The sequence below is a fragment of the Marinobacter changyiensis genome (assembly GCF_009193265.1).
Taxonomy (GTDB): domain Bacteria; phylum Pseudomonadota; class Gammaproteobacteria; order Pseudomonadales; family Oleiphilaceae; genus Marinobacter; species Marinobacter changyiensis.
In genome coordinates, this window is record NZ_VZZZ01000001.1 from 502,682 (window position 1) to 527,273 (window position 24,592).

Genomic DNA, 24,592 nt, shown 5'->3' on the forward strand with positions numbered 1-24,592 from the left:
GGTCGTATCCCGGCCGCCCTGAAAGGATACAGAGAGCATTGTTGCGAGTATAAACAAGCATTAAGGCAGTGCCCCGTCTGGCTAGCCTTTGGGAGAGTGGTCATGAAAGCAAGCCATGTTCGAAAGCTGACCAAACCGATCGACAGCGCCTATTCGGAAATGTTTTCCGGCCGCGTCTACCGGGTCGGACGGGGCGCCGTCTCTGTGCGCAATCACAGCGGCAAGGCAGAGCAAACCGTGATCGGCGTTCATGGCTTTCTGGAAAATCACTGCTACTTTACCCAGGCTTACGAATCCCCCAACACCGAACTGGTGCTTCTGACCTGCAGTAATTATCACATTCCGGTTAACGGCGTGAACCTTGAGGCCCCGGACTGGGAAGTCCCCATCAAGCACCTTGAGGCAACGATTGAATACGATGCCTGCATACTGAACCAGGCACTGGCCAACCTTCCCAGCACCAATAATATCCGGGTGCACGGCCATTCCCGGGGCGGGGCCGTTGTACTGGAAGCGGCCATCCAGTGCCCGGAGTTGTTCGAGCACGTGGACATTGTGCTCGAAGCGCCAGTGCTACCCAAAGCCAGGCTGCATGCTCTGGTCACAACGCTGCTGGAGCCGGTCAGCCACGGCATGTGGCCATGGCTGATTCGCCTGATTAACAGTGCGCCCTCCTCCGCCTACGGACAAACCTTTTTTGGCAAGATGAACCCCCGCAAAAAGCAATTGCTGGCGAAAATGTTTTCCGCCACCCAGGACCATCTGACTATTGTCCGTAACCTGGAAAACCTGATGGCGTGGATGGAGCGTACCGATACCGATGTGTTTGACAACGTCCGTCACGGTACCTTCCTGATTCCACAGATTGATCGTATTCTCGATCGCACGGCGATGCTGGCCAGCGCACGCAAGAGCCCGACCACGATGCGAATCGTTGAAACCGAGGCACCCAGCCACTTTATTACTCTCGATAGCAAAGAGTGGATACCCGGCTTCGAACACCTGCTGGCCACTGCCCAAGGCTGAATCCAGACTGCCATCACAGCCGATGCTCCGGTAAACTGTCGGGTTTCACCGACACAATTACGCGGAGGCTCGCCTGCCATGTTTCGTAAACGCCTGGTTGCGACACCGGTACGAAGCGAGAGCGCTCGACAGTTGCAGTCCCGGCTGCTCGCCTATCACGATTTCCGTTATTCGAAAGCCAACCATCCTCTGGCAGGCTATCAGGCCGCACTGGCCCAATGGCAGAGCGAGCGGCTGAAAACCACCCATGCCGACCTTTATCGTCACCCATCGTACCACCAGGGCCTGGCCTTTCTGCTCAGCGATTTATATACGCCGGTTGCAGACAACCGCCGGGATGACGACATCGATCGGGTATTCCCCAAAATGATCAAGTGGCTGCCGGACTCTTTGCTGGACACGTTCGCCAGCATGGTGGAGCTCAACCATGTCACCCAGCAACTTGACCTGAGCTTGCTGGAGCAACTCGTCCAGACCGGCGTCAACCTCGATTTTCTTCATCAGGAGGCCTACTGCGCGGCCTTCCGCGCCACCGGAAGTATTGATTCGAGAGAGTGCCAGATCAGTCTGATTGCAAAAGTCGGCAGTCAGCTGGACCGCTACGTCAAAAGCCGAAGTGTTGGGTGGTTACTCGGAATGAGCCGTGGCCCCGCAGACATGGCAGGGCTGGAGGATTTACACGCTTTCCTGCATCGGGGCTACAGCGCCTTTCAGTCCATGGACCGCGTCGAGGTGCTGATTAATGAGGTGGTGGCGCGGGAGCGCCAGGTGTTGGCACAGATCCTGGCAGGCGCCCGCGAGCCCTTCAGCGTCACCGGCCGCCTGCGCATCTGAACTGACTCAGGCCTTACCCACGAGCTGGTCCAACTGACTGTTTATCTCCTGTTCAATGCGTGACTTGAAAGGGCGCAACATAAGGCCCAGCTCCAGATGGATGTGAATGGTGTCCGGGCTCAGATCCATATGACCTTTAACACCGGTACGCTTGAACCGGAGCAGGTCGCCGTCCCACTGGTAATCCACATCGAACTGCTGGGAAAGGTCCCGGGCCAGGGCTTCAGCCGCGTCGCGGGCATGGGATTCATCAAGTGTGTGGTTGCGGCGAACATCAATAGTGGACATGTTGGGTCTTCCCGGTCAGCAAAGTTCACGACAGTTTAAGAAAATGACGCCCGAGCGCAAATTTAAAACCAGACCGCCTGATTTGGGGAATGTGCTTGTAGCCAGCCCCGTGACCGTTAGAATACAGGGTTCAGACTCAATCAGGATCATCACATGACCCAACAACACACGCCCACCCCGCCGCCAGGCGAGCAGCTGCCCCGGGATGACACCACGCACTTCGGTTTCCGCTCTGTCGCCAAGGATCAGAAGGCGAGCCAGGTGGCGGATGTGTTTCATTCCGTGGCGGGCAAATACGACCTGATGAACGACCTGATGTCGATGGGTGTCCATCGGCTCTGGAAACGCTTTACCATCGAGCTCAGCGGTGTCCGTCCCGGTCATCGGGTACTCGACATTGCCGGCGGCACTGGTGATCTGACCATGAAATTTGCGGATCTGGTTGGCCCCGGTGGCCAGGTCGTACTGGCCGATATCAACGCCTCAATGCTCCAGGTAGGGCGCAGCCGCCTTACGGACCGGGGCTACGCCGGCAACATCGAGTACGTTCAGGCGGATGCCGAGCGGCTGCCCTTCCCGGACAACAGTTTCAATGCCGTCAGCATCGCGTTCGGCCTCCGGAATGTAACCGACAAGGACCAGGCCCTGCGAGACATGACCCGGGTCCTGAAGCCCGGCGGCAAACTCATGGTGCTGGAGTTTTCCAAACCCACCAACCCGCTCCTGAGCAAGGCCTACGATCTGTACTCGTTTAACGCCCTGCCCCTGATGGGCCAGCTGATCGCCGGTGATTCTGCCAGTTACCAATACCTGGCGGAATCCATCCGCATGCACCCGGATCAGGATACCCTGAAAGGCATGATGGACGCGGCCGGACTGGTCAACTGCAAATACTACAACATGACCGGTGGCGTCGTGGCACTGCACGTGGGAATCAAGCCCTGATGTTCCCAGGGCCTACTTTACAGGCAGCGCTGACCCGGGTCATCGAAGGCGCTCTTAATCAGGCCCTGAACATGGACCCTGCCGGGCGTACGGCCTTGCTTGACGTTCTGGCCAGACCCGTTCAGTTCTCCGTGACTGAGCCCGCGCCCCTGACGCTGACCCTCACCGCAGTCGGCCAGCAGATCAGCGTTGGCAGCATCGCGGCAGAGAAACCCGCGCTGGAATTATCCGGCCGGCCACTGGCATTTGCAGCCCTGGCGTTAGGGGACAACAGCGTATTGGCCAACGGGCGGCTGACCGTGACGGGTGATGCCGCGACCGCACACCAGTTCCAGCGTGCCCTGAGCCAACTCGATCCGGACTGGGAAGGCGCGCTGGCCCAATACCTCGGCGACATTCCGGCTCATTTTATCGGCCAGCGCCTACGCGGGGCGATACGCTGGAGCAAATCGGCAGCTTCCGTGCTCAACGCCAACGTAGAAGAATATATCCACGAAGAAAGCCGGAGCCTGCCCGGCAGACGGGAACTGGAGGCCACTTTTACCGATATTGACCAGCTGAGCCTGCAGGTCGAACGTCTGGATGCACGCATTGGACGGCTCAGTCACCAGGCTGACTCCTCCGACCCCGCCGATATACCACCGGAGCACTCGTGACTCGCCTGCAACGCCTCTTCCGAATTGCCTGGGTATTCTGCAAATACCGGCTCGATACCTTTTTACCGATGGCGGAACTGCCCACGGTACTGAAAGTTCTGTTCCTGCTGGCGCCCTGGCACCTGTTTCCACAACCGAAACTGGACCGGGGGGACAGGCTGCGGCTTGCGCTGCAGGAACTTGGGCCGATTTTCGTCAAATTCGGCCAGATACTGTCAACCCGGCGGGACCTGCTGCCTGACGATATGGCGTTATCGCTGCAGCAACTCCAGGACCGCGTACCACCATTTCCGGGGGCGCAGGCCCAGGCCATTATCGAGCGTTCGCTGGAGGCACCGGTGGGTGAGCTGTTTGCCGAATTTGACCCGGCACCGATGGCGTCCGCCTCGGTCGCACAGGTTCATGCCGCCACTCTGAAGACCGGTCGTCGGGTGGTGGTCAAGGTCATCCGTCCGGCCATCCAGCGCACCATTCGCCAGGACATCGCCCTGATGTACTTTATGGCCAACGGACTCGAGCGCTACTGGTCGGAGGGCCGCAGGCTTCGACCCGTGGACGTTGTGCGGGATTACGAAACCACCATATACGATGAGCTCGACCTGCAACGGGAAGCCGCTAACGCCAGCCAGCTGCGGCGTAATTTCGAGGGCTCCTCCCTGATCTATATCCCGTCCATTGACTGGGACTACACCCGCAAGTCAGTGCTGGTCATGGAACGCATCCAGGGAATTCCGGTGGCCGATATTGATGCCCTCAACGCCGCCGGAGTCAATATGAAAGTGCTGGCGGAGAAAGGTGTAGAGATCTTTTTCACCCAGGTGTTCCGGGACAGCTTCTTCCACGCCGACATGCACCCCGGTAACATTTTTGTCGATGCCACCCACCCCAATGACCCTAAGTACATTGCTATTGATTTCGGTATCGTGGGCACCCTGGCGCCGGATGATCAGAGCTATCTCGCCCGTAACCTGCTGGCATTTTTCAAGCGGGATTATCGCCAGGTGGCGCAACTGCACATCCAGTCCGGATGGGTGCCACCGGAAACCCGGGTAAACGAATTTGAAGCCGCGATACGCACCGTCTGCGAGCCTATTTTCGAGCGTCCGCTGAAAGATATTTCCTTTGGCCAGTTCCTGCTGCGCCTGTTCCAGACCGCCCGTCGCTTTGAAATGGAAGTTCAGCCCCAGTTGGTGCTGTTGCAAAAAACCCTGCTCAACGTGGAGGGGCTGGGGCGTCAATTGTATCCGGACCTTGATCTCTGGAGCACCGCCCAGCCGTTTCTGGAAAACTGGATGCGCAAGCGCATCGGACCTTCCGGCCTGCTACACTCCTTGCAATCACATTTGCCTGCCTGGCTCGAGCAGTCACCGGAAATGCCTCAACTGGTGCACGACGCCCTGGTTCAGATACGCAGTGCCCGCCCTGCTGGGGCACAGCACGAGACCATGCTGGCCCAGCTCCGGGAACAGCAGAACAGGGTCAACAAGCGTTGGCGGTATACCCTGCTGGCCGCCGTCCTGGTCAGTGTTACCTGGCTGACCACTCAGGCCGATGTACTGACACTGACCCGGGACTTGCCTGCTCATGGGTGGCTGATGCTGGGCGCAGCGGCATTCCTGGTGTTTCGGGGCACGCGCTGAACAATTTTGATTAACGAAAAGCTCGGGATTCACAGAAATGCAAGATTCAACACCTACTGTTGAAAGCCTCGACTGGCTGGATGCCATCCGCTGGACGGATGATGGTCTGGTCCCTGCCATCGCTCAGGACGCCACCACCGGTGACATTCTGATGATGGCGTGGATGAACCGGGAAGCTCTGGCGCTTACTGCCGCCGAGGGCCGGGCCGTGTATTGGTCGCGGTCAAGGGGCAAGCTCTGGCGCAAGGGCGAGTCATCCGGGCACCGTCAGAGGATTGTCGAGGTCCGGCTGGATTGCGACGAGGACGTCGTGCTGCTAAAAGTGGAACAGGAGGGTGGCATAGCCTGTCACACTGGACGCCGAAGCTGTTTCTATCGCCGTCTTGAGGACGGGCAGTGGGCAAGTGTTGACCCTGTCCTGCGAGACCCGGGTGAGATTTATGGCACCAACCACGGAGGCAGCCAAGATGAATGATGTACTGGAGCAACTCGCACAGGTTCTGGAGGCTCGTAAGGAAGCGGACCCGGACAGTTCCTATGTCGCCAGCCTTCATGCCAGGGGTCTGAACAAGATTCTCGAAAAGGTGGGTGAGGAATGCATCGAAACGGTCATTGCCGCCAAGGATGCCCAGCAGTCGGGGGAGACAGACGATGTCGTCTATGAAACCGCTGATCTCTGGTTTCATAGCCTGGTGATGCTGTCGAATCTGGGCCTCGGCCCGGACGATGTGCTGAAGGAACTCGCGCGCCGGTTCGATTTATCCGGGCACGATGAGAAAGCGGCCCGAAAAAACACTTGACGCCTCCGGACCAAATTTTCGATTCCGGGCAACAGTGGCGTACAATCAAACTGACATTATGTTCTTGTTGATGAGGACCCGGTTATGGGTATCAGTATCTGGCAACTGTTAATCGTACTTGGCATTGTAATTCTGCTGTTCGGCACCAAGAAACTCCGCAACATCGGTACTGACCTTGGTGGCGCTATCCGTGGATTCAAGAAATCCATGGGGGATGAAGACACCACCAAGGACGATGCCAACACCAACATCGAGAGCAAGTCCGACGAACAGGTTTACGAAGCTACGGCAGAAAAGACCGAAGACAAGCCTCGCACCTGAGTATGGCCTGAATGTTCGATATCGGCTTTCTTGAACTCCTGATATGCGGCGTCATAGCGCTGCTGGTTCTCGGCCCCGAGCGGCTGCCCACGGCAGCCCGAGCGGCAGGTCGCTGGGTCGGCAAGACCCGCCGTATGGTGGGGCAGTTTACCTCGGAACTGGATCGTCAGCTGAAAGCAGACGAGCTTCGGGAAGAATTGCGTAAGGCCGGCGATATCGGTCTTGATGACGTCCAGAAAAACGTTCGCGGTGCCCTGGACGAAGCCAAACGATACGAACACATGATTTTGCCTGACGACAAAGCGAAGCGCCCGGCGCCCGCAACACGGCGACAAGCCCCACCCCGGACAACCGAGGCAGGTGCTGCTTATACCCCCCAGGCATCATCGGTGCAGGCTGAAAAAACCGAGCCGCCGGTAGCACAAACTTCTACCCCGACATCCCAGGATAAACCGCCGGAAAACCATTCATGACCGCGATACCCCCCGACCATGAAACGTCGGAGCCGACGACACCGGAAGAACATCAGGAGATGCCGCTGGTCGAGCATTTGCTCGAACTGAGGAATCGGCTGCTCAAAATCGTTCTTGCTGTGGTGGTGTGTTTTGCGGTGGTTTACCCGTTTGCCAACGAACTTTACCTCTGGCTGTCCCAACCACTGCGGGATTTGCTGCCGGAAGGGCAGATGATGATCGCAACCGATGTCACCTCGCCATTCTTCGCGCCTCTGAAGCTGGCGCTGGTGGTGGCGGTATTCATAGCCATTCCCTATATCCTTTATCAGATCTGGAGCTTTATTGCCCCGGGGCTCTACAAGCATGAGAAAAAGCTGGCTTTCCCACTACTGGCGACATCCGTTCTGCTGTTCTATCTTGGCGCCGCGTTTGCCTATTACGTGGTGTTTCCGCTGGTGTTCGGTTTCTTCACGGCCATCGGCCCCGAAGGCATTGTCGAGTTACCGGATATCAACAGCTATCTGAATTTCGTGCTGAAAATGTTTTTCGCCTTCGGGGTCGCGTTTGAGATACCCATTGCGACCATATTGCTGATTCTGTCCGGCGCTACCACGGCCAGCGATCTCGCTGCCAAACGCCCCTATGTGGTGGTTGGGTGTTTCGTCATCGGTATGATGCTGACACCTCCGGATATCATTTCTCAGACCTTGCTGGCGGTACCCATGTGGGTACTGTTCGAGCTCGGCATTCTGTTTGGCCGTTTAGCCCAGCGCCGGGTGCCTGCTGAAGATACGGAAACTGCTGGCGAATGAATCTGGCGTTACTGTTCGAGGAAGACTTCACCCGTCCGGATCAGGTACGCCTGACCGGGCGACGTCGGGACCATCTGGCCACCATCGTCAAAGCCGGAGAAGGTGACTCCATACTGGTGGGTAAGGTCGATGGGCTGATAGGGGTCGGAAAAGTACTTCAGCAGACGGCAAGCTATATCGACCTCGAGGTCGCTTTTAACCAACCCCCTCCCAACGCTTTACCACTTACGCTGATTCTTGCCATGCCTCGCCCCAAGATGCTCCGCAGGGTGCTCCAGACCTGCGCAACGCTTGGGGTAAAGGACATCTGGCTGATCAACGCTTACAAGGTTGAGAAAAGCTTCTGGCAGACCCCTTTACTGGAGGACGCCGGCATCCGTGCAGACCTGACCCTCGGTCTTGAGCAAGCTCGCGACACCGTGATGCCGGAAGTGCATATCCGCAAGCGGTTCAAACCCTTCGTTGAGGATGAACTGCCCGGGCTGCTGGCGGGCCGACAGGCGCTGGTTGCGCACCCCGGCACCTCGACTCCCTGCCCCATGCAATTGCGCGAACCCGCCGCTCTGTGCATCGGCCCGGAAGGCGGCTTTATCCCCTACGAAGTGGATAAACTGGTATCCGCAGGCTGCCAGGCCGTGCATCTGGGCGCGCGTATTTTGAGAGTGGAGACTGCAGTGCCGGTGTTGGTAAGCCGGTTGTTCGACGCCTGCCAATAACAACCGTTTACCGATTGCCTTTATCACCGGCCCGTTTTTGCCACCACGCCAGCAAAGGCGTAATCATGGCGACCAGAATGGCACCGGCGATCAGACCCACAAGGCCATCGACCAGAATGGGCAACACGGCCTCCATAGCTCCGCCGAACGAGACGGCAAAATCATGGATGGCCTGGTATACCGGAGGCACCCCATGAGTCAGGATGCCGCCACCTACCAGGAACATCGCAATGGTTCCGAGTATCGACAGAGTTTTCATCATATGAGGCGCCAGCCATAAAATGCCTCGCCCCAGGGCTTGTTGAAACTGGTTATCCCGCTGGCTGAGATAAAGGCCACCATCATCCAGTTTCACGATACCGGCGACCAGGCCATACACTCCGATGGTGATAAACAGGGCCACCACCGCAAGCACCAGAAACTGCATGCCAATAGACTCGGCACTGACCGTCCCCAGGGTGATGGCGATAATCTCCGCTGACAGGATGAAGTCAGTACGGATAGCACCTTTAATTTTTTCTTTCTCGACGGCTTTTATATCGACCTTGGGGTCTGCAAGTGCCTTTCTCAGTTCATCCTTATGGGCCTTGTCTTCCTTGCCATGCAAGAATTTATGGATCAGCTTTTCAAAACCTTCGTAGCACAGGAACCCGCCACCAAGCATCAACAAGGGCGTCACCAGCCAGGGCACAAAAAAACTGATGGCCAGGGCCGCCGGGACCAGAATCGCCTTGTTGAGCAGCGACCCTTTCGCTACCGCCCAGACCACCGGCAGCTCCCGGGCTGGCTTGACACCACTGACCTGCTGAGCGTTAAGTGCAAGGTCGTCCCCCAACACACCGGCGGTCTTCTTGGCCGCGACCTTGGTCATGACCGAGACATCGTCAAGCACGGTGGCAATATCGTCGATCAGCAGTAACAGGCTACTTCCGGCCATGGCATTCAGTCCTTATGGATTTGATGAACACGATCACTGCTTTGATAAGCACTAGCGATTCAACCCCATCGCTTCGGCAGCAAGTCGATTTTTGAGGGGGCCAAGCCGGTCCAGCCAGCGCATACCGGTGTTGCGCAGCCAGCGCAGAGGCAATTCATCCCTGGCGAACAATTGTTTGAACCCCTCCATGGCCGCCATCATCGCCAGGTTGTCGCCTTTGCGGCGACGCTGATAGCGGGCAAGAACCTGCTCGTTGTCAGGTCTCAGCCCACTCTGGCGGGCTCGGGCTAATTCCTCGAGCAACACCGTCACATCACTGTATCCCAGGTTGGCACCCTGGCCCGCCAACGGGTGAATCGTGTGGGCCGCATCGCCAATCAGGGCAAACCCGGGGCGAACGTAATCCTTGGCGTGGCGCTGTCGCAGCGGGAAAGCAAAGCGCCTGGATACCGCCTTGATCTGGCCTAACTGCTGCTCAATGGTCATTTCCAGGGCGCTGATAAACTCGCTGTCTTCCAGAGCCATCAGACGTCGGGCTTCGGCGGTATCCTGGGACCAGACGATCGAGCAGAAATGGTTATCGCCCGCCTCACTCTGCAACGGCAGGAACGCCAGCGGGCCGGTAGTTGAAAAGCGCTGCCAGGCAGTGAATTGGTGAGTCTGGCTGGTTTCCACGGTGCAGACAATGGCCTGCTGGTCGTAGTCCCACTCCCGGGTCGGCAGACCGACCCATTGCCGCATCCGTGAGTTACCACCATCGGCGGCCACCACCAGCGAGGCACTGAGCTGGCGTCCGCCCTCAAGGCGGATGCCACACTGGCCATCCTGCTCCACCCAGCCCGTTACCCGGGTGTTGTCGAAAACCTCGACGTCACTCTGCTGAAGGCCGAGAAACAGCGCCCGCACAATATGACGGTTCTCCACAATGGTACCCAGGGAGCGGACCTGAAGTTCAGCTGCCTCAAAGTGAATACGGCCGGTGCCGTCACCGTCCCAGACGGTCATGGCCTGATAGGGGCAATGGCGTTGGCCGGCGATCGAGGCCCATACTCCCAGGTCTGCCAACAAGGCCTGGCTGGCAACGGAGATCGCGCTCACCCGGGGTTCAAAATCATTTACCGTAGTCGCCGGTGCAGTATCAGCCATGACGGCGGCTGCGCTGGCACTCTCCACCAGAGCGGTTTTCCAGCCCTGGCGGGAAAGCCCTAACGCCAGTGCGGATCCCGTCATGCCGCCGCCCACCACCAGAATATCGAAGCTTTGGGAATCATTCATGGTGAGCCTTATCCTCCACCGCAGCTCCGGTGGGCCGGATCACCGCGCGGCGCCCCCCCATTCCCATGGCCTTGCGGCCAAACCAGTGTTTCGCCCCGGGTACCAACCCCAGGCCGATCAGGCCGAGATCCCGCGCCGCCGCGATGGCGGGTAATTTGTGGCCAAACAGTTGAATCAGCGTATCCGAGAACCGGACCGTTTGTTGCCAGTCCTGGCGATGGGTTTCCTGGTAATGTCGCAGCCGCCGCAGATCACCCAGACCCATGTTCTGCTCCGTCGCTATCCGGAATTGTTCCACCAGGGCCATCAGGCCTCGCAGTGCCAGATTAAATCCCTGACCCGCCACCGGATGGAGCGTATGTGCCGCATTCCCAACCAATACTACCCCAGGCTGCACTGATTCGTGGACGGTAGTCAGGGTCAGGGGGTAATGGTTGCACTGGCCGATACGGGTAAAGCGTCCCAGCCGCCAGCCGAAGCGCTGCTGCAATTGCTGACATTTGCCAGCATCCTCCAGGGCGAGCACTTCGTCGAGGGCGGCATCATCAAGAGTCCAGACCAATGCCGCAGTATTGCCCGCGGTCTTACCCGAACTGTTACCAAAGCCCTGCGGCAGCAGTGCCATGGGACCCTCGTCGGTAAAACGTTCATAGGCGGTAAACTGATGACGTTCCGACGTGGTGACATTCGCCACCAGGGCATGCTGACCGTAACTTTGCTGATCTACCCGGAAGCCGAGCTTTTCCCGCAATCCGGAGCGACCGCCGTCTGCCACCACCAGGCACTGGGCCGACAATGCGCTCTCCGTTCCGGTCTCGCCATGGCGCAAGTTCACGGTGATGCCATGGGGTTGCGGGCTCATGCTGACGACCTCAGCGGGCGCTTGCCAGCGCACGTCAGTCTGCCGCAACTCCCGCATCAGGCAGAGGCCCATCCAGCGGTTATCCGCCACATAACCCAGGGCATCCTGGCGATGGTCTTTCCCATGCAGATGGGTTGCGCCAAAACGTCCGCGGTCCGAAACATGTATATGACGGATGGGAGTGGCGTGCTCCGACAGCCGCGACCACAGGCCCAATTCTTCAAAGATCTGCCGCGAGCCCCAGGCCAGCGCAGTGGAACGCGCGTCATAGCTGGGCTGGTAACTTTCCGGCAGCGCTTCAGGCGATAGCGGAAAAGCTTCCACCACGGTGACGCGCAGTTGCGGCAACACCCGGGCTAGGGTCAGCGCCAGTGTGGCGCCCGCCAGGCCTCCACCGGCAATGACAATGTCAGTATCGAGGCCGGCGCCGTGTGCAATCGCGGAAGCGGTCACCGTCAGCTCGCCATCAGGGCTTCGATATCATCGACGGCTTTGGGCACCGCCCTGGACAGCACCCGGCAGCCCTCCCGTGTCACCACCACATCGTCTTCAATCCGGATACCGATACCACGCCACTTCTCGTCAACGGTGGTGTTGTCCGGAGCAATGTACAGGCCGGGCTCAACCGTCAGCACCATTCCGGGTTCCAACTGACGCCAGGCGTCGCCAATTTTGTAATCACCCACGTCATGGACATCCATTCCAAGCCAGTGCCCGGTGCGGTGCATGAAAAACGGCTTGTAGGCCTCCTCCTCAATGGCTTGTTCCACAGTACCGGTCAGCAAACCAAGTTCAATGAGGCCCTGCACCAGTACCTTCAGCGCTGCCTCATGGGGCTTGTTCCAGTGGTTGTCCGGATGGACCGCCTCAATGGCGGCGTACTGGGCGGCCAGGACCACTTCGTAGAGTGCCCGCTGTTCCGGGCTGAATTTACCGCTGACCGGGAACGTCCGGGTGATGTCTGAGGCATAGCATTCCAGTTCGCAGCCGGCGTCGATCAGCACCAGATCGCCATCCTTTAACGGAGCGCTGTTTTCAATGTAGTGCAAAATGCAGCCATTGGCTCCACTGCCCACAATGGATGGGTAGGCCGTGGAGCGTGCGCCGTGATCCATGAAGGTATGAATCAGCTCCGCTTCCAGGTTGTATTCAAAACCACCTTTGCGAGCTCGTTTCATGGCCCGGCAATGGGCCTCGGCGCTGATCTCGCCGGCCTTTTCCATGACCTTGATTTCATTGACACTTTTATAGAGGCGGAGATCATGCAGCATATGTTCCAAAGCCACGAACTCGCCCGGGGGCTGGGCTCCGGAACGCACCTTGCTGCGGATCACTTTTACCCAGTCCATGACCTGGGCATCGAACGCGTGGTCTTTGCCCAGCGGGTAATAAAGCCGGCTCCGGCCCTCGATCATGCCGGGCAGGATGTCATCGATATCAGCAATCGGAAAGGCATCGTCGAACCCGTACTGCTCAATGGCACCGTCAGGCCCCACCAGAAAACCGTCCCAACGCTCTTTCTCCGGATTGCGCTCTTTGCAGAACAGCACCGACTCCCCGTGCTCCCGGCCCGGAATCAGCACCAGCACGGCATCCGGTTCGCCAAACCCGGTCAGATACTGGAAATCACTGTCCTGGCGAAAGGGATGCAGCACATCGCGGTTCCGGGTGCGCTCCGGCGCTGCTGGCACAATCGTTATACTGTCCGGCGCCATGTGCTCCATTAACCGACGACGACGTTCGGCAAATTCTTTGATCGGAATCAGTTGGCTCATGTCTGCAGCTCCAGAAAAATATTAAAACTCAGTGCAAGGTTTTTTCGGCAGTTGCTGGTTTTTCCGGCGGATTGAACTCGGTAAATACCGCCAGCGCACCGAGGCGCACATATTCAGTAACTTCAGTCAGCTGATGCTCACCTTCTTCACTGTCTTCTTCGGTTTCAGAAACATGGCTGATGGCAACAAAATCTTCGATCAACTCCCGGATCTCGTCTGGCGCCTGGCCCAGCGAGCCCCCGGCTGCCAATGCCATACCTTCCAGAAACCCTCCGACCCAGGCCGACAGTGCCTGCAGACGGTGGTCCAGCGAGTAATCATCATCTGGCAACAACGGCCTGAAACTCATATCCGCTGCTTTCAACTGTTCGAGCGAACTGTCGTAGGCCTCGGTCATGAATGCAACCAGCTCCGGCGAGTCGTCCGGGGCTGTGACCGGCAACCCCATGTGCTCACATGCAATTTTAAGCCAGGCTCCTTCATCGATACGGTTGCCCGCAGCTAAACGACCGCAGAGGCTACCATGAAGCTCTGAGGGGTGGCTGAATGCTTTGTGTACCGTGTAAACATTGGCCCAGGTTTCGAACCCGGCGGGGTCACCGCCCGTGTTGTCGGTATGAGGCATGTAAAGATGATTTCCTGTACGCAATGGATGGACCCTCTATCGTAACACCCGCTCCCTGCGTTCGCATCGTCAGCGCTGCGCTTCAAGGCTTGACCCGAGACGTAAAGCCGGTTAAATATATGTTATAACATATCATTATCCCGGAGCATTCCCATGACATTCGCCCTGCCACCCCTTGCCCTCGCCTGCCTCAGCGCCGCCGTGTTTACCCCAACTCTCGCGGCTGAAAATCCGGGTGCCCACGTCCATGGCCAGGCATCAATGCAGGTGGTCGTTGACGGAGGGCGGATTGACGTTATTTTCGAAACTCCCGCGGCTAATCTGGTGGGTTTTGAGTACAAAGCAACAACTGGGGCTGAGCGTAAAGCCGTGGAGGAGGCCCGCCAATGGCTGGAGCGCACCCCGCTGATCAACACGGCCGATTCAGTCTGTCGTGTTGAACAGGCATCGGTGAGTAACTCCCATGATGATCATCAGGGCCACGAGGATCATGGCGAGCATGAAGAAGAACATCATGACGACCACGGCGATCACACCGGGGGGCACAACGAGCACCATCAGCAAACGGACGCAAGTCATAGCGAATTCGAGGTGTCTCAGCTATTGGTCTGCGATGCCACTTCCAACCAGAATCTGGTAACGCCTGTGCTGACAAAATACCCCGCCATCACGGCTCTGAGTGTTGACTGGGTTAACAAAGATGGCCAGGGCAACACCCGCCTTGAGGCTGGCGAGTCGAGGATCCGGCTGGGCCGTTAAGTAGTCCTCTAGTCGGTGTAGGGCTCAATATCATCCGCGACAATCGTGTAGGAGGACGAGGCGACGACATTATCGGTTTTCTCAGTCTTCAGCACGCCCTGCACCCAGTACGGATCGTAAAGTACATCAAGCTTGAGCCCTTTCTCATACTTTACGTGGATAATCTGGTTAGGTGGCGGCGGCGGCACATGGATACAGGCGCCGTAATACGGCACCAGGAAGAACTCCACGATGCGCTGGTCACCCACGGTTTTCAGCGGCACTACAAACCCGGGAATCCGGGCAGGTGTGTTGTTCATTTCAGGCACCACTCGTCCGGTCATGATTTCGTCGGGCAAAGTCACCGGGCCGGAGCCTTCATGTTCGATTTCTGGCAAATTTTCCAGCAGTCTGAGATCCTCTTCCGGCATCAGCTCAAGCCAATCCACTTCACGCCACTGGGGCGTCTCTGCAAAAGCGGAGCTGCCAGGGAACATCAACATCGCAACGATCAGGGCGCCCGGAATGCGCATTGTCAGCATAAATCTCTCCAGTTCAGATTATCGAATCATACACGGGACAATTGTTTACTGACATGACCACTCAGACACCTTTTACGACAGCATCCAGAAACCCCACCAAGGTCATGGCCATCAGCAGTGAGGCCCTGAGTTATGCGTGGTCAGAACGCAGCACCCCCATAAAGTTCCCGGACATCCAGCTGACTTCTGGCGCTCACCTTTTCTTGCGTGGCGCCAGCGGTAGCGGCAAAAGCACCCTGCTGTCACTGCTGGCCGGGCTGGCCGTGCCTCGTTCTGGCAGGCTCCGGATTATGGAACACGACCTGCCAGAAATGTCGGGCGGGCAACGGGATCGGTTTCGGGCGGACCACCTCGGTGTAATCTTCCAGCAGTTCAACCTGGTGCCCTATCTCTCCGCCATCGATAATGTGCTGCTGCCTTGCCGACTGTCTGCACGGCGTCGGCAACATGCCTTGCCGAGGCCTTCCGCGGAGGCGGAAGCACTGCTTACGGCGCTGGACGTGCCGCCGAATCTCTGGTATCAAAAAGTCACTGCCATGAGTGTTGGCCAGCAACAAAGGGTGGCGGCGGCCCGGGCCCTGATCGGCTCGCCGGCGCTGATCCTGGCGGATGAGCCGACGTCGGCACTGGACGCCGACAATCGGGATCGCTTCATCGATCTACTCCTGAGCCAGGCCCGGGTCAGGCAAACCTCGGTGGTATTCGTCAGCCATGACCAGGCGCTGGCCCGGCACTTCGGGCATCACCTGACCCTGGGGGTGCTGCAATGAAATTCCGGCTCGCAATTTACCTGGCTCTGGCCAGTCTGTGGCATCGTCGCGGTGTGCTGGGGCTGGTCACCCTCACGTTGACGTTGAGCGTCACGCTTCTGCTCGGGGTGCAGTATCTGCGAACCGAAATCCGGCAATCTTTCAGCAACACCATCTCCGGCACCGACCTCATTGTGGGGGCCCGTAGCGGCCAGCTGAACCTGCTGCTATACACGGTTTTCCATCTGGGGGATGCCACCAACAATATTCGCTGGTCGACCTATCAATCCCTCAAACAGGACGATCGCATCGACTGGCTGGTCCCCCTATCCCTCGGCGACAGTTTCAGGGGTTACCGGGTCGTCGGTACCGATGCAGGTTTTCTGCGGCACTTCCGCCATGGCAATGCCCAGGCACTGAAACTCGAAAGTGGCGGCTGGTTCGATGATGTGTTTGACGTCGTCCTGGGGGCCGAGGTAGCGCGGGTACTGAGCCATGAAGTCGGTGATGACATCGTGATGTCCCATGGCACCGGCAGTGTCAGTTTCATGAATCACAAAGACACGCCTTTTCAGGTCGCCGGCATTCTGTCGCCCACCGGCACACCCGTCGATCGGGCGGTCTACGTCAGCCTGGAGGGCCTGGAAGCCATCCATATCGGCTGGGAATCCGGGGTGGCCATGCCGGGGCGTACGGCGACACCAGAGCAGGCCCGCAGTCGTGACCTGACTCCGGGCAACATCACTGCCGCGCTGGTAGGCATTGAACGCAAGGTGCTGACTTTCCAGATCCAGCGCCAGATCAACGAGAGCCAGACCGAGCCCTTGAGCGCCATACTGCCGGGCGTTGCCCTGAGCGAACTCTGGCGGGTACTTGGCCAGTTCGAAAAAGCCCTGCTCGGGATTACGGGTTTTGTGGTGATCACCAGCCTGATCGGTCTCACGGCCGTGCTGCTTACGCTGCAGGCGCAGCGACGCCAGGAAATAGCCATTTTGCGTGCCACCGGTGCCTCTCCGGGACTCATTGCCAGCCTGTACCTGCTGGAATGTGTGATGCTGGCAATCGTCGCCTGCGTCATCGCAATCGGCCTCGGCGCCGCCGCGATTGCCCTGGCCGGGCCCTGGCTGCTGGCGCAGCAGGGCATTCAGATTGGCCTCCGGGGCCTCAATTCGTCGGAATGGATGATTCTTGCCTGCGTCCCTGTCGCCGGACTGCTGGTGGCGTTGATACCGGCCTGGCGAGCGTGGCGCGGCAGCCACCACCAGGGACTCTCCCGAGGACTCTCCGGCAACCCGTAAAAGCGACCGCAGCGGTGATGGCGTTTGCGGTGATGGTGTCTGGAGTGACAATGCCGTAAATTGACCCTTTCGCAGTCCACACTTATAGTTAGTGGCAATCCATTACAACGTTGTCGGATACACCATGGAACAGCCCGAACTGCAAGCCTTGGCGGACAAGCTGGATCGCCTGATTGAGCGTTGCCGCACACTGGAGCAGGATAACGCAGCCATGCGGGAGTTGCAGGATGACTGGAACCGGGAGCGGGCTCAGCTGATCCAGAAAAATGATCTCGCGAAGAACAAAATTGAAGCCATGATCGGGCGCTTAAGAGCCCTGGAGCACCATTAAATGCCACAGCACCCGACCACCGTCGAAGTCGACATTCTCGACAAGGAATACCTCGTCGCCTGCCCGGACGAGGCCCGTGAGTCGCTTCGCCAGGCCGCACGGCACCTGGACGCCAAAATGCGGGAGATCCGGGCCAGCGGCAAAGTTTTCGGCACCGAGCGCATCGCTGTCATGGCTGCCCTGAACATTACCCACGACATGCTCGAACAGAACACCATGTCGGACGCCGCGACCGGCCTGTTGCGCACCATGGAGTCCAAACTGGATAACGCTTTGGGCGACAGCAAGACCGGGACCTGAAGGAAATTTGCCATTACATTTGCATTCGGCCCCGGTTATCCACGTATAATGAAATCACTTCCTGGGCTGTTCGCTGGTCGGTTACGTCCTCGAGCCGATGCGCATTACCCAGGTGGCTACTTCAGGGCATTGTGAGCATGTCCCCCTCGAGGGGAAAGCCTAATATGTCACAGCGGCCACCAACCTTGAACTTTGGGTTCAAGGGCAACAACCGATAACGGCAGCCCGGGAAGCTTTCTTTCAGTGACTCATCCTCTCCCCTTGTCCCCTGATCATTCCGACACCCCGTCCCGCAATGCCTTGCGCAAGGAACTTCGCAGTCGCCGCCGTGCTTTGTCCAGTGCGCAGCAAAGTCTCGCGTCAGAACGCCTGGCCTTGAGCCTGCTCAATGACCCTGAACTTTTCCGCACCCGCCACGTGGCCATTTACCTTGCCAACGATGGCGAAATTGACCCCCAGTGTTACATCACCCAAGGCCGCAAGCGCGGTATCCAGTTCTACTTGCCGGTTTTGCATCCTGTTCATCAAGGCAGGCTGGTGTTCAGTCCGTTTAATGAAGACACCGTTTTGACCCCTAACCGTTTCGGCATCCCCGAGCCCGGCTTCAAGAGCGCACTCAAGCGGCCGCCCTGGGCGCTGGATGCGGTATTGATGCCATTGGTGGGATTTGATACCGAGGGAGGGCGGCTAGGGATGGGGGGCGGCTTTTATGATCGCACGTTCGCGTTTACCCGCTACGCGCCGCGCATGGCGCCCAAGCTGATCGGACTGGCGCACCATTGTCAGCAGGTGGAAGTGTTACCGGTTGAAATCTGGGATGTCCCACTGCACGCAATTGTCAGCGATCGCGGTAAATATCGGGCATAGCGCCCGGGGTTCGTTCTTGCAGCAACGACAAAAAAGAGGAGGCTGGTGCAAGCTCAACCGTGCGCGCGTCATTTTCAGAGCCCGGTATCGACGTGAAGCCGGTGATAACGAGGCCAATGGCAAAAACCAGAACGACTGCCCGGATAATGTCAGGCTTTCGATCCATGGGGCATTTACTCCTTTGCAAAAGCACCAAAGCCTTGCAAATCATACAGCTAATTGGGTTTAACAAATTAGCTGAAAGACTATCACGCATCCTGAATTTTACAATTTTTAACAGGTTAACATGCGTTAATCTTTTGATTTGCCGCCGTTGCCCGCCCCGAGAAACAGGCGGTAAGCTTCATTATCGGTCATATTCTCGTAACGAAAGCCCACTTTATTCAGCATGGCTTCGAACTCACCCATCTCGTTTTCTTCAACCTGGGCACCCATCAGTACCCGGCTATAGGCAGCGCCGTGGTTGCGATAATGAAACATCGAGATATTCCAACGGGTGCCCAGTGACATCAGGAACTTGAGCAAGGCTCCCGGCCGCTCAGGGAACTGGAACTGATAGACCTTTTCGTTGCCAATATGGGGGGCGTGGCCACCGACCATATGGCGGATATGCTGCTTCGCCATATCACTGTCGGTCAGATCCACCACGCCATAGCCATTTTCCCGCAGATCCTGCACCAACTCTTCACGACCGAGGCCACCGTGCTGGATCTGGATGCCGACAAAAATCCGCGCTTCCTCGTTATCGGAATAACGATAATTGAACTCGGTGATACTGCGCTTGTGCAACGCATTGATGAACGACTTGAAAGCGCCCGGGCGCTCCGGAATGGTCACCGCCAGAATAGCCTCACGCTTCTCGCCGATTTCCGTACGCTCAGAAATGTAACGCAACCGGTCGAAGTTCATGTTGGCGCCGCTGAGGGTTCCAATCAGGTTCTCGCCTTCGATTTGCTCCCGCTCGATATACTTCTTGATGCCGGCAACCGCCAACGCCCCGGCCGGCTCAGCAATGGAACGGGTGTCTTCGAAAATATCCTTGATCGCAGCGCAGATTTCATCGGTCGAAACGGTAATCACCTCGTCCACCAGATCCTTACAGATCTCCCAGGGGTATTCCCCAATCTGTTTTACCGCCACCCCGTCTGCAAAAATCCCCACTTCGTCCAGAATCACCCGCTCGCCAGCAGCCAGTGCCGCCTGCAGGCAATTGGAGTCGTCCGGCTCCACACCGATAACCCTGGTTTCCGGCCGGAGATACTTGATGTAGGCGGCCATACCGGCAATCAGCCCACCACCACCCACGCAGATAAAGACCGCATGAATTGGCCTGGTGAACTGCCACATCAACTCCATGGCAATGGTTCCCTGCCCCGCTATCACATCCGGATCATCGTAGGGCGGGATGTAGGTATAGCCGTGCTTTTTGATCAGCTCCTGAGCGTGCGCTGCCGCTTCGTCAAAGGCATCGCCCTTCAGCACGACTTTTGCCCCGTAGCTTTTCACCGAGCGGACTTTGATTTCCGGTGTGGTCTGGGGCATCACGATCACTGCCTTGATACCCAGCTCTTTTGATGCCAACGCCACACCCTGGGCATGGTTGCCTGCCGAGGCGCAGATGACGCCCTTGGATTTCTGTTCCTCGGACAATTGGACAATTCGGTTGTATGCGCCACGAATCTTGAAAGAAAACACCGGCTGAAGGTCTTCACGCTTGAGGAAAATATTATTCCCGAAACGCTTGGAGAGGCTCTTGGCTTCCGTCAGCGGTGTCTCGATGGCCACGTCATAGACACGGGCATCGAGGATTTTCTTGATATAGCGTTGCGGCATAGTGCTGTAATCCAGTGGTCGGCAATACAAATAAAACAGAAATCGGGCGTGACTCCCGCGAAAACAGTCGCACAGTGTAGAAAGTTTGCAGAGGGCTCGTCTATAACCGGCAACGCTTGAAGGCTATAATTGCCAAATCATTTTGTTTTCCCACCGGAGCGGACCATGAATCAGGACGAACTCAAACAGTCAGTTGCAAAGGCGGCGCTGGACTACATCGTGCCCAAGCTCACCAGCAACAGCATCATCGGTGTCGGCACCGGAAGCACCGCCAACTTCTTCATCGATTTGCTGGCAAGCCACAAAATGGATTTTGAGGGTGCCGTCGCCAGTTCCGACGCGACCGCAGACCGGCTGAAAGCCCATGGCATTCCGGTCTATGATCTCAACAGCGTGGCAGACCTCGAGTTCTATATTGATGGTGCAGATGAGACTAATGAACGTCTTGAGCTGATCAAGGGGGGAGGTGCCGCACTGACCCGCGAAAAAATAGTCGCGGCGGTCGCCAAAACGTTTATCTGCATTGCCGACGAGTCCAAGCGCGTCGATATTCTGGGAGCCTTTCCGTTACCCGTTGAAGTGATCCCCATGGCCCGCAGCCATGTCGGACGGGAAATCGTCAAGCTTGGGGGCGACCCGGTTTACCGAGACGGGGTCAAGACCGACAACGGCAATATCATTATCGATATCCATAACATGGATCTGAGCCGGCCCATCGTGATGGAAGAAAAGCTCAACCAGATCGTCGGCATAGTCACCAACGGCCTGTTTGCTCGCCGGCCCGCAGACGTGCTGATGCTGGGATCCGCTAAAGGCGTTGATACCATCCACCGCAAAGGCATTTAACGGCTGGCCTCCCGTTCTGACAGTGTCCCTGGATCGGGGCGCCTCACCGGGAAGGCCAGACAGGAACCAAGCGCTTGCTTGGTTTCGAGAATTCAGCGACACTTTCCCAATGCTCGACCAAAAGGGATTCCAAAGTGTCTGATTACTTCAGCGAAACTCACCAGCAAGTACGCATGAGCGCGCGTAAATTCGTCGCCACCCATGTGCTTCCTTACATTAACGACTGGGAAGAGGCCGGAGAGTTCCCGCGCTCGCTCTACCGCCAGGCGGGCGACGACGGCCTCCTGGCCATAGGCTTTCCGGAAGCACTGGGCGGTGTTGGTGAGAATGACGTATTCCTCAAGGTCGCGGTCTCCGAAGAGTTGATGCGCTCGACTTCCGGTGGTCTGGTGGCCAGCCTGGGATCCCTCGATATCGGCTTACCCCCGGTTGTGAAGTGGGCCAGGCCCGAGATTCGCGAACGTATCGTGCCGCCGGTTCTGCGCGGCGAAAAGATCGCCGCGCTTGCCATCACCGAACCCGGAGGTGGCTCCGATGTCGCCAATCTGAAAACCCGAGCGGTACGTGACGGCGATCATTACCTCGTCAATGGCAGTAAAACCTTTATCACCAGCGGGCTGCGCGCGGATCACTATACCGTAGCAGTGCGCACTGGCGGCCCCGGACATGGCGGCATCAGTTTGCTGCTGATTGATCGAGGCATGCCGGGCTTCACCACGGGCAACAAACTGCGGAAAATGGGTTGGTGGGCGAGTGATACCGCCGAGTTATTTTTCGATCAGTGTCGGGTACCGGCAGACCGCCTGATCGGCCCTGAGAATGCGGGTTTTATCGCCATCATGAGCAACTTTCTGCAAGAGCGCCTGATGCTGGCCATCATGGCGTACATGACAGCGGAAATTGCGCTGGAAGCAGCTCTTGAATATGGCCATAGCCGCGAAGCCTTTGGCCGTCCCATAACCGGTTTTCAGGTCACCCGGCACAAACTGGTGGACATGGCCACCCAGGTCGATGTGGCCCGCGAATACACTTACCGGTGCGCCGCTCTGATGCAGGCTGGCAAAAACCCCATCAAACAGGTGGCGATGGCCAAGAATTTTGCTACTGACGTGTGCGAAAAGGTCACCCGGGAGGCAATCCAGATTCACGGAGGTATGGGCTACATGCGGGAGTCGGTGGTCGAGCGCCTGTACCGGGACGCCAAGATTCTCTCGATAGGCGGCGGTACCACCGAGATCATGAAAGAGCTTATCGGTAAACAGATGAGGCTGTAACCGGCCCGACAAAGGGGTTTGGCAGGTAGTCTACCAATGGTCTAGTTTCGATTGCGATCAGATACCCGTATAATTGCGACCACTTTTTAAACGCAGTTTAAACGGACCGATGACAGAGGATTGCACATGAACTTTGACCATATCCCCGCTGGCAAAAACCCACCGGAAGACATCTATGTTGCCATCGAAATTCCGGCCAACAGCTCGCCGGTAAAATACGAAATTGACAAGGACATGGGCGCTTTGCTGGTTGACCGGTTTATGGCGACTCCGATGTTCTACCCCGCCAACTATGGTTTCATCCCCCATACGCTGGCGGACGATGGCGATGCACTCGACGTCCTGGTGGTAACCCCTTATCCGGTTCAGGCGGGCTCTGTGATTCGCTGCCGCCCGGTTGGGGTACTGAACATGGAAGATGAAGCTGGCGGCGATGCCAAGCTGGTTGCCGTTCCCCATGACAAGCTGACCAAAGCCTACACTGACGTCAAAGACATTGAAGATCTGCCGCAATTGCTGCGGGACCAGATCAAGCACTTTTTCGAGAACTACAAAACTCTCGAATCCGGCAAGTGGGTCAAGGTTCAGGGTTGGGACAATGCAGCGGCGGCTCGCAAGGCCATCGAAGAGGCGGTCGCCAACTACCAGGGCTGAACCGCACGACCATAAAAAAACCGGGCTTCATCGCCCGGTTTTTTTATGCCTGGAATCAGCCCCGGGACAACAGCTCTCGCAAATCAATAATCGCCGCGTTGGCGCGGGAGAGATAAGCCGCCATGGTCAGAGAGTGGTTGGCCAATACCCCGAAACCGCTGCCATTGAGGATAACCGGGCTCCACATGCTGCCCTGGGTTCCTTGCAACTCGATGATAATCTGACGCACGCTGGTAAGCGCATTCTTGTCATTCAGAACACTCCGGAAATCCACTTCAATGGCTTTGAAAATATGCAGCAAAGCCCATGAAGCTCCCCGGGCCTCGTAGAACACGTCGTCGCGTTTGGTCCAGGGTGTCTTGACTTCCTCCCCTTCGATCTCCTCTGCCAGCGGATCAGTATTGTCCGTCTGGGTCATGGCATCCTGAACCGAGGGTTTGCCCACACTCTCGCCCAACGTACGGGACAGACTACCCAGGCGGGTCTGCAAGTCGGCCAGCCAGCTATCCAGGTTATCAGCACGGGCGAAGAACTGAGCATCCGGCTGATTGGCGCGGGACAATCGGTCAAGGTAACTTTTCAGCGCGGAGATACCACGGCGGTACTCGCCCTCGGTGGAAGGCAGCGCCCAGCTACCACTATCGAAATTGAACTGCGGCTCGACTATTACAAGGTCGCGATCTTCGGAAGACTGGCTCTGGGAGCGGCTGATGTCCTGGCGCATGGCGCGGGACAGATCCCGTATTTGCACCAGCACGCCGTATTCCCAGGACGGCATGTTATCCATCCAGATGCCCGGAGGAAAAAGGTCGTTGGAAATGTAACCGCCGGGCTTGTCCAGCAGGGTTTCACTGATACGTATCATGGTGCTTACGGTCGCAAACCCGACTACGGGCTCCCGCTGCATATCATTTGCCAGCGTCCGGGTGTTCTCCCTGACGGAAAAGGTGTCCGGCTCATCACTCCAGATAATCCCGAGTACAATAGTGACCAGCAGGTAAACGACAAGTAGCACGATAATGATTTTGCCCAGGGAGCCTCCGGTACGATCTCCCACATCTTCTTTGCGTGCACGAAAGTAACCTTTTATTCGGCTCAGCATAATATCTTTACCCTGTAGTCCTGTGTTGTGAAGGCCCTTGAAACCGGCGCCGGTCATTCATTCCTGGCGCAAAGCCCGATAAGCTGCCTTA

30 protein-coding genes and 1 other RNA gene are annotated in these 24,592 nt (G+C 57.6%); 21 read left to right on the top strand and 10 right to left on the bottom strand.

The annotated features are described in order from the left end of the window. Positions 1-102: 102 nt before the first annotated feature. Together F6Y09_RS02475 and F6Y09_RS02480 are read left to right on the top strand one after the other, a co-directional pair. Complete coding sequence (locus tag F6Y09_RS02475; protein WP_152205327.1) at positions 103-1,026, top strand: alpha/beta fold hydrolase; 924 nt, start codon at positions 103-105, stop codon at positions 1,024-1,026. Between the two features lie 78 nt (positions 1,027-1,104). Next, positions 1,105-1,860 carry a DUF8198 family protein gene (locus tag F6Y09_RS02480; RefSeq protein WP_152205328.1) on the top strand — a complete coding sequence of 252 codons (756 nt, stop codon included), beginning with the start codon at positions 1,105-1,107 and terminating at the stop codon, positions 1,858-1,860. 6 nt (positions 1,861-1,866) lie between these two features. Here F6Y09_RS02480 and F6Y09_RS02485 read toward each other — a convergent pair whose 3' ends face one another. Next, positions 1,867-2,148, bottom strand: a complete 282-nt coding sequence (locus F6Y09_RS02485; RefSeq protein WP_152205329.1) for a polyhydroxyalkanoic acid system family protein — start codon at positions 2,146-2,148, stop codon at positions 1,867-1,869. 153 nt (positions 2,149-2,301) lie between these two features. On the opposite strand from F6Y09_RS02485, the gene ubiE reads away from it, so the two are divergent. The 9 genes from ubiE (at position 2,302) to F6Y09_RS02530 (ending at position 8,493) form a co-directional block, all read left to right on the top strand. Further along, a complete protein-coding gene (ubiE, locus tag F6Y09_RS02490; protein WP_152205330.1) occupies positions 2,302-3,093 on the top strand; it encodes a bifunctional demethylmenaquinone methyltransferase/2-methoxy-6-polyprenyl-1,4-benzoquinol methylase UbiE in 792 nt (263 codons plus the stop codon). Next, entirely contained in the window at positions 3,093-3,749 is a 657-nt protein-coding gene (locus tag F6Y09_RS02495) for a ubiquinone biosynthesis accessory factor UbiJ (protein ID WP_152205331.1), read from the top strand. Before ubiE ends, F6Y09_RS02495 begins: the two co-directional genes overlap by 1 nt. After that, on the top strand, positions 3,746-5,389 hold the full coding sequence (gene ubiB / locus F6Y09_RS02500) for a ubiquinone biosynthesis regulatory protein kinase UbiB (RefSeq protein ID WP_152205332.1): 1,644 nt from the start codon (positions 3,746-3,748) through the stop codon (positions 5,387-5,389). The genes F6Y09_RS02495 and ubiB overlap by 4 nt, the downstream gene beginning before the upstream one ends. Positions 5,390-5,426: 37 nt before the next feature. Further along, the gene (gene hisI, locus F6Y09_RS02505; RefSeq protein WP_152205333.1) at positions 5,427-5,864 is read left to right on the top strand and encodes a phosphoribosyl-AMP cyclohydrolase; all 438 of its coding nucleotides are present in this window, start codon (positions 5,427-5,429) and stop codon (positions 5,862-5,864) included. Continuing rightward, positions 5,857-6,189: a phosphoribosyl-ATP diphosphatase gene (locus F6Y09_RS02510; RefSeq protein WP_152205334.1), complete on the top strand. Its 333-nt coding sequence runs from the start codon at positions 5,857-5,859 to the stop codon at positions 6,187-6,189. Before hisI ends, F6Y09_RS02510 begins: the two co-directional genes overlap by 8 nt. 84 nt (positions 6,190-6,273) lie before the next feature. After that, positions 6,274-6,510, top strand: coding sequence for a Sec-independent protein translocase subunit TatA (tatA, locus tag F6Y09_RS02515; RefSeq protein WP_152205335.1), 237 nt, complete (start codon positions 6,274-6,276; stop codon positions 6,508-6,510). An 11-nt stretch (positions 6,511-6,521) separates the two neighbouring features. Continuing rightward, positions 6,522-6,983, top strand: a complete 462-nt coding sequence (gene tatB / locus F6Y09_RS02520; protein ID WP_152205336.1) for a Sec-independent protein translocase protein TatB — start codon at positions 6,522-6,524, stop codon at positions 6,981-6,983. Next, a complete protein-coding gene (gene tatC / locus F6Y09_RS02525) occupies positions 6,980-7,777 on the top strand; it encodes a twin-arginine translocase subunit TatC (RefSeq protein ID WP_152205337.1) in 798 nt (265 codons plus the stop codon). The genes tatB and tatC overlap by 4 nt, the downstream gene beginning before the upstream one ends. Next, positions 7,774-8,493, top strand: a complete 720-nt coding sequence (locus F6Y09_RS02530) for a 16S rRNA (uracil(1498)-N(3))-methyltransferase (RefSeq protein ID WP_152205338.1) — start codon at positions 7,774-7,776, stop codon at positions 8,491-8,493. The genes tatC and F6Y09_RS02530 overlap by 4 nt, the downstream gene beginning before the upstream one ends. 7 nt (positions 8,494-8,500) lie before the next feature. On the opposite strand, the gene F6Y09_RS02535 is transcribed toward F6Y09_RS02530, so the two are convergent. The 5 genes from F6Y09_RS02535 to F6Y09_RS02555 are packed head-to-tail and all read right to left on the bottom strand — an operon-like array spanning position 8,501 to position 13,967. After that, positions 8,501-9,430, bottom strand: a complete 930-nt coding sequence (locus F6Y09_RS02535; protein ID WP_152205339.1) for a DUF808 domain-containing protein — start codon at positions 9,428-9,430, stop codon at positions 8,501-8,503. Between the two features lie 51 nt (positions 9,431-9,481). After that, the gene (locus F6Y09_RS02540) at positions 9,482-10,705 is read right to left on the bottom strand and encodes a UbiH/UbiF/VisC/COQ6 family ubiquinone biosynthesis hydroxylase (RefSeq protein WP_152205340.1); all 1,224 of its coding nucleotides are present in this window, start codon (positions 10,703-10,705) and stop codon (positions 9,482-9,484) included. Continuing rightward, on the bottom strand, positions 10,698-12,020 hold the full coding sequence (gene ubiH, locus F6Y09_RS02545; protein ID WP_246180268.1) for a 2-octaprenyl-6-methoxyphenyl hydroxylase: 1,323 nt from the start codon (positions 12,018-12,020) through the stop codon (positions 10,698-10,700). The genes F6Y09_RS02540 and ubiH overlap by 8 nt, the downstream gene beginning before the upstream one ends. A gap of 2 nt (positions 12,021-12,022) precedes the next feature. Continuing rightward, complete coding sequence (gene pepP, locus F6Y09_RS02550; protein WP_152205341.1) at positions 12,023-13,342, bottom strand: Xaa-Pro aminopeptidase; 1,320 nt, start codon at positions 13,340-13,342, stop codon at positions 12,023-12,025. Between the two features lie 28 nt (positions 13,343-13,370). Continuing rightward, the gene (locus tag F6Y09_RS02555; RefSeq protein ID WP_152205342.1) at positions 13,371-13,967 is read right to left on the bottom strand and encodes a UPF0149 family protein; all 597 of its coding nucleotides are present in this window, start codon (positions 13,965-13,967) and stop codon (positions 13,371-13,373) included. A 153-nt stretch (positions 13,968-14,120) separates the two neighbouring features. Here F6Y09_RS02555 and F6Y09_RS02560 point away from each other — a divergent pair, with 153 nt between their 5' ends. Beyond that, positions 14,121-14,726 carry a ZrgA family zinc uptake protein gene (locus tag F6Y09_RS02560; protein WP_152205343.1) on the top strand — a complete coding sequence of 202 codons (606 nt, stop codon included), beginning with the start codon at positions 14,121-14,123 and terminating at the stop codon, positions 14,724-14,726. Between the two features lie 8 nt (positions 14,727-14,734). Here the strand turns inward: F6Y09_RS02560 and F6Y09_RS02565 are convergent, their stop codons facing one another. Beyond that, on the bottom strand, positions 14,735-15,259 hold the full coding sequence (locus F6Y09_RS02565) for a DUF3299 domain-containing protein (protein ID WP_425481806.1): 525 nt from the start codon (positions 15,257-15,259) through the stop codon (positions 14,735-14,737). Positions 15,260-15,300: 41 nt separating this feature from the next. Here F6Y09_RS02565 and F6Y09_RS02570 point away from each other — a divergent pair, with 41 nt between their 5' ends. The 6 genes from F6Y09_RS02570 (at position 15,301) to F6Y09_RS02595 (ending at position 18,792) form a co-directional block, all read left to right on the top strand. Continuing rightward, positions 15,301-16,017, top strand: coding sequence for an ATP-binding cassette domain-containing protein (locus F6Y09_RS02570; RefSeq protein WP_152205344.1), 717 nt, complete (start codon positions 15,301-15,303; stop codon positions 16,015-16,017). Continuing rightward, positions 16,014-17,294 carry an ABC transporter permease gene (locus F6Y09_RS02575; RefSeq protein ID WP_152205345.1) on the top strand — a complete coding sequence of 427 codons (1,281 nt, stop codon included), beginning with the start codon at positions 16,014-16,016 and terminating at the stop codon, positions 17,292-17,294. Before F6Y09_RS02570 ends, F6Y09_RS02575 begins: the two co-directional genes overlap by 4 nt. A 124-nt stretch (positions 17,295-17,418) precedes the next feature. Then, entirely contained in the window at positions 17,419-17,625 is a 207-nt protein-coding gene (locus tag F6Y09_RS02580; RefSeq protein WP_152205346.1) for a TIGR02449 family protein, read from the top strand. Next, on the top strand, positions 17,626-17,925 hold the full coding sequence (locus F6Y09_RS02585) for a cell division protein ZapA (protein ID WP_152205347.1): 300 nt from the start codon (positions 17,626-17,628) through the stop codon (positions 17,923-17,925). It begins immediately after the preceding gene. Positions 17,926-17,980: 55 nt separating this feature from the next. Beyond that, a non-coding RNA gene (gene ssrS, locus F6Y09_RS02590) (6S RNA) lies at positions 17,981-18,161 on the top strand. A gap of 7 nt (positions 18,162-18,168) precedes the next feature. Further along, on the top strand, positions 18,169-18,792 hold the full coding sequence (locus F6Y09_RS02595; RefSeq protein WP_152205348.1) for a 5-formyltetrahydrofolate cyclo-ligase: 624 nt from the start codon (positions 18,169-18,171) through the stop codon (positions 18,790-18,792). Here the strand turns inward: F6Y09_RS02595 and F6Y09_RS02600 are convergent. After that, entirely contained in the window at positions 18,764-18,958 is a 195-nt protein-coding gene (locus F6Y09_RS02600; RefSeq protein WP_152205349.1) for a hypothetical protein, read from the bottom strand. The genes F6Y09_RS02595 and F6Y09_RS02600 overlap by 29 nt on opposite strands. A 125-nt stretch (positions 18,959-19,083) precedes the next feature. Then, positions 19,084-20,625 (bottom strand): threonine ammonia-lyase, biosynthetic, encoded by a 1,542-nt coding sequence (gene ilvA / locus F6Y09_RS02605; protein ID WP_152205350.1) that lies wholly within the window; start codon positions 20,623-20,625, stop codon positions 19,084-19,086. Positions 20,626-20,790: 165 nt separating this feature from the next. On the opposite strand from ilvA, the gene rpiA reads away from it, so the two are divergent. From rpiA to ppa, 3 genes are all read left to right on the top strand, one after another. After that, the gene (gene rpiA / locus F6Y09_RS02610; RefSeq protein WP_152205351.1) at positions 20,791-21,471 is read left to right on the top strand and encodes a ribose-5-phosphate isomerase RpiA; all 681 of its coding nucleotides are present in this window, start codon (positions 20,791-20,793) and stop codon (positions 21,469-21,471) included. A gap of 134 nt (positions 21,472-21,605) precedes the next feature. Then, positions 21,606-22,745, top strand: a complete 1,140-nt coding sequence (locus tag F6Y09_RS02615; protein ID WP_152205352.1) for an acyl-CoA dehydrogenase family protein — start codon at positions 21,606-21,608, stop codon at positions 22,743-22,745. A 126-nt stretch (positions 22,746-22,871) separates the two neighbouring features. Further along, positions 22,872-23,399 carry an inorganic diphosphatase gene (gene ppa, locus F6Y09_RS02620; RefSeq protein WP_152205353.1) on the top strand — a complete coding sequence of 176 codons (528 nt, stop codon included), beginning with the start codon at positions 22,872-22,874 and terminating at the stop codon, positions 23,397-23,399. 55 nt (positions 23,400-23,454) lie between these two features. Here ppa and F6Y09_RS02625 read toward each other — a convergent pair whose 3' ends face one another. Then, on the bottom strand, positions 23,455-24,501 hold the full coding sequence (locus F6Y09_RS02625) for a DUF2333 family protein (RefSeq protein ID WP_152205354.1): 1,047 nt from the start codon (positions 24,499-24,501) through the stop codon (positions 23,455-23,457). Between the last annotated feature and the right edge of the window lie 91 nt (positions 24,502-24,592).

Excerpts from the sequence above, each read along its gene's own strand:
- F6Y09_RS02475 (WP_152205327.1), top strand. The coding sequence starts at position 103 with ATGAAAGCAAGCCATGTTCGAAAGCTGACCAAACCGATCGACAGCGCC.
- F6Y09_RS02480 (WP_152205328.1), top strand. The coding sequence starts at position 1,105 with ATGTTTCGTAAACGCCTGGTTGCGACACCGGTACGAAGCGAGAGCGCT.
- F6Y09_RS02485 (WP_152205329.1), bottom strand. The coding sequence starts at position 2,148 with ATGTCCACTATTGATGTTCGCCGCAACCACACACTTGATGAATCCCAT.
- ubiE (WP_152205330.1), top strand. The coding sequence starts at position 2,302 with ATGACCCAACAACACACGCCCACCCCGCCGCCAGGCGAGCAGCTGCCC.
- F6Y09_RS02495 (WP_152205331.1), top strand. The coding sequence starts at position 3,093 with ATGTTCCCAGGGCCTACTTTACAGGCAGCGCTGACCCGGGTCATCGAA.
- hisI (WP_152205333.1), top strand. The coding sequence starts at position 5,427 with ATGCAAGATTCAACACCTACTGTTGAAAGCCTCGACTGGCTGGATGCC.
- F6Y09_RS02510 (WP_152205334.1), top strand. The coding sequence starts at position 5,857 with ATGAATGATGTACTGGAGCAACTCGCACAGGTTCTGGAGGCTCGTAAG.
- tatA (WP_152205335.1), top strand. The coding sequence starts at position 6,274 with ATGGGTATCAGTATCTGGCAACTGTTAATCGTACTTGGCATTGTAATT.
- tatB (WP_152205336.1), top strand. The coding sequence starts at position 6,522 with ATGTTCGATATCGGCTTTCTTGAACTCCTGATATGCGGCGTCATAGCG.
- tatC (WP_152205337.1), top strand. The coding sequence starts at position 6,980 with ATGACCGCGATACCCCCCGACCATGAAACGTCGGAGCCGACGACACCG.
- F6Y09_RS02530 (WP_152205338.1), top strand. The coding sequence starts at position 7,774 with ATGAATCTGGCGTTACTGTTCGAGGAAGACTTCACCCGTCCGGATCAG.
- F6Y09_RS02535 (WP_152205339.1), bottom strand. The coding sequence starts at position 9,430 with ATGGCCGGAAGTAGCCTGTTACTGCTGATCGACGATATTGCCACCGTG.
- F6Y09_RS02540 (WP_152205340.1), bottom strand. The coding sequence starts at position 10,705 with ATGAATGATTCCCAAAGCTTCGATATTCTGGTGGTGGGCGGCGGCATG.
- pepP (WP_152205341.1), bottom strand. The coding sequence starts at position 13,342 with ATGAGCCAACTGATTCCGATCAAAGAATTTGCCGAACGTCGTCGTCGG.
- F6Y09_RS02555 (WP_152205342.1), bottom strand. The coding sequence starts at position 13,967 with ATGCCTCATACCGACAACACGGGCGGTGACCCCGCCGGGTTCGAAACC.
- F6Y09_RS02560 (WP_152205343.1), top strand. The coding sequence starts at position 14,121 with ATGACATTCGCCCTGCCACCCCTTGCCCTCGCCTGCCTCAGCGCCGCC.
- F6Y09_RS02570 (WP_152205344.1), top strand. The coding sequence starts at position 15,301 with ATGACCACTCAGACACCTTTTACGACAGCATCCAGAAACCCCACCAAG.
- F6Y09_RS02575 (WP_152205345.1), top strand. The coding sequence starts at position 16,014 with ATGAAATTCCGGCTCGCAATTTACCTGGCTCTGGCCAGTCTGTGGCAT.
- F6Y09_RS02580 (WP_152205346.1), top strand. The coding sequence starts at position 17,419 with ATGGAACAGCCCGAACTGCAAGCCTTGGCGGACAAGCTGGATCGCCTG.
- F6Y09_RS02585 (WP_152205347.1), top strand. The coding sequence starts at position 17,626 with ATGCCACAGCACCCGACCACCGTCGAAGTCGACATTCTCGACAAGGAA.
- F6Y09_RS02600 (WP_152205349.1), bottom strand. The coding sequence starts at position 18,958 with ATGGATCGAAAGCCTGACATTATCCGGGCAGTCGTTCTGGTTTTTGCC.
- ilvA (WP_152205350.1), bottom strand. The coding sequence starts at position 20,625 with ATGCCGCAACGCTATATCAAGAAAATCCTCGATGCCCGTGTCTATGAC.
- rpiA (WP_152205351.1), top strand. The coding sequence starts at position 20,791 with ATGAATCAGGACGAACTCAAACAGTCAGTTGCAAAGGCGGCGCTGGAC.
- ppa (WP_152205353.1), top strand. The coding sequence starts at position 22,872 with ATGAACTTTGACCATATCCCCGCTGGCAAAAACCCACCGGAAGACATC.
- F6Y09_RS02625 (WP_152205354.1), bottom strand. The coding sequence starts at position 24,501 with ATGCTGAGCCGAATAAAAGGTTACTTTCGTGCACGCAAAGAAGATGTG.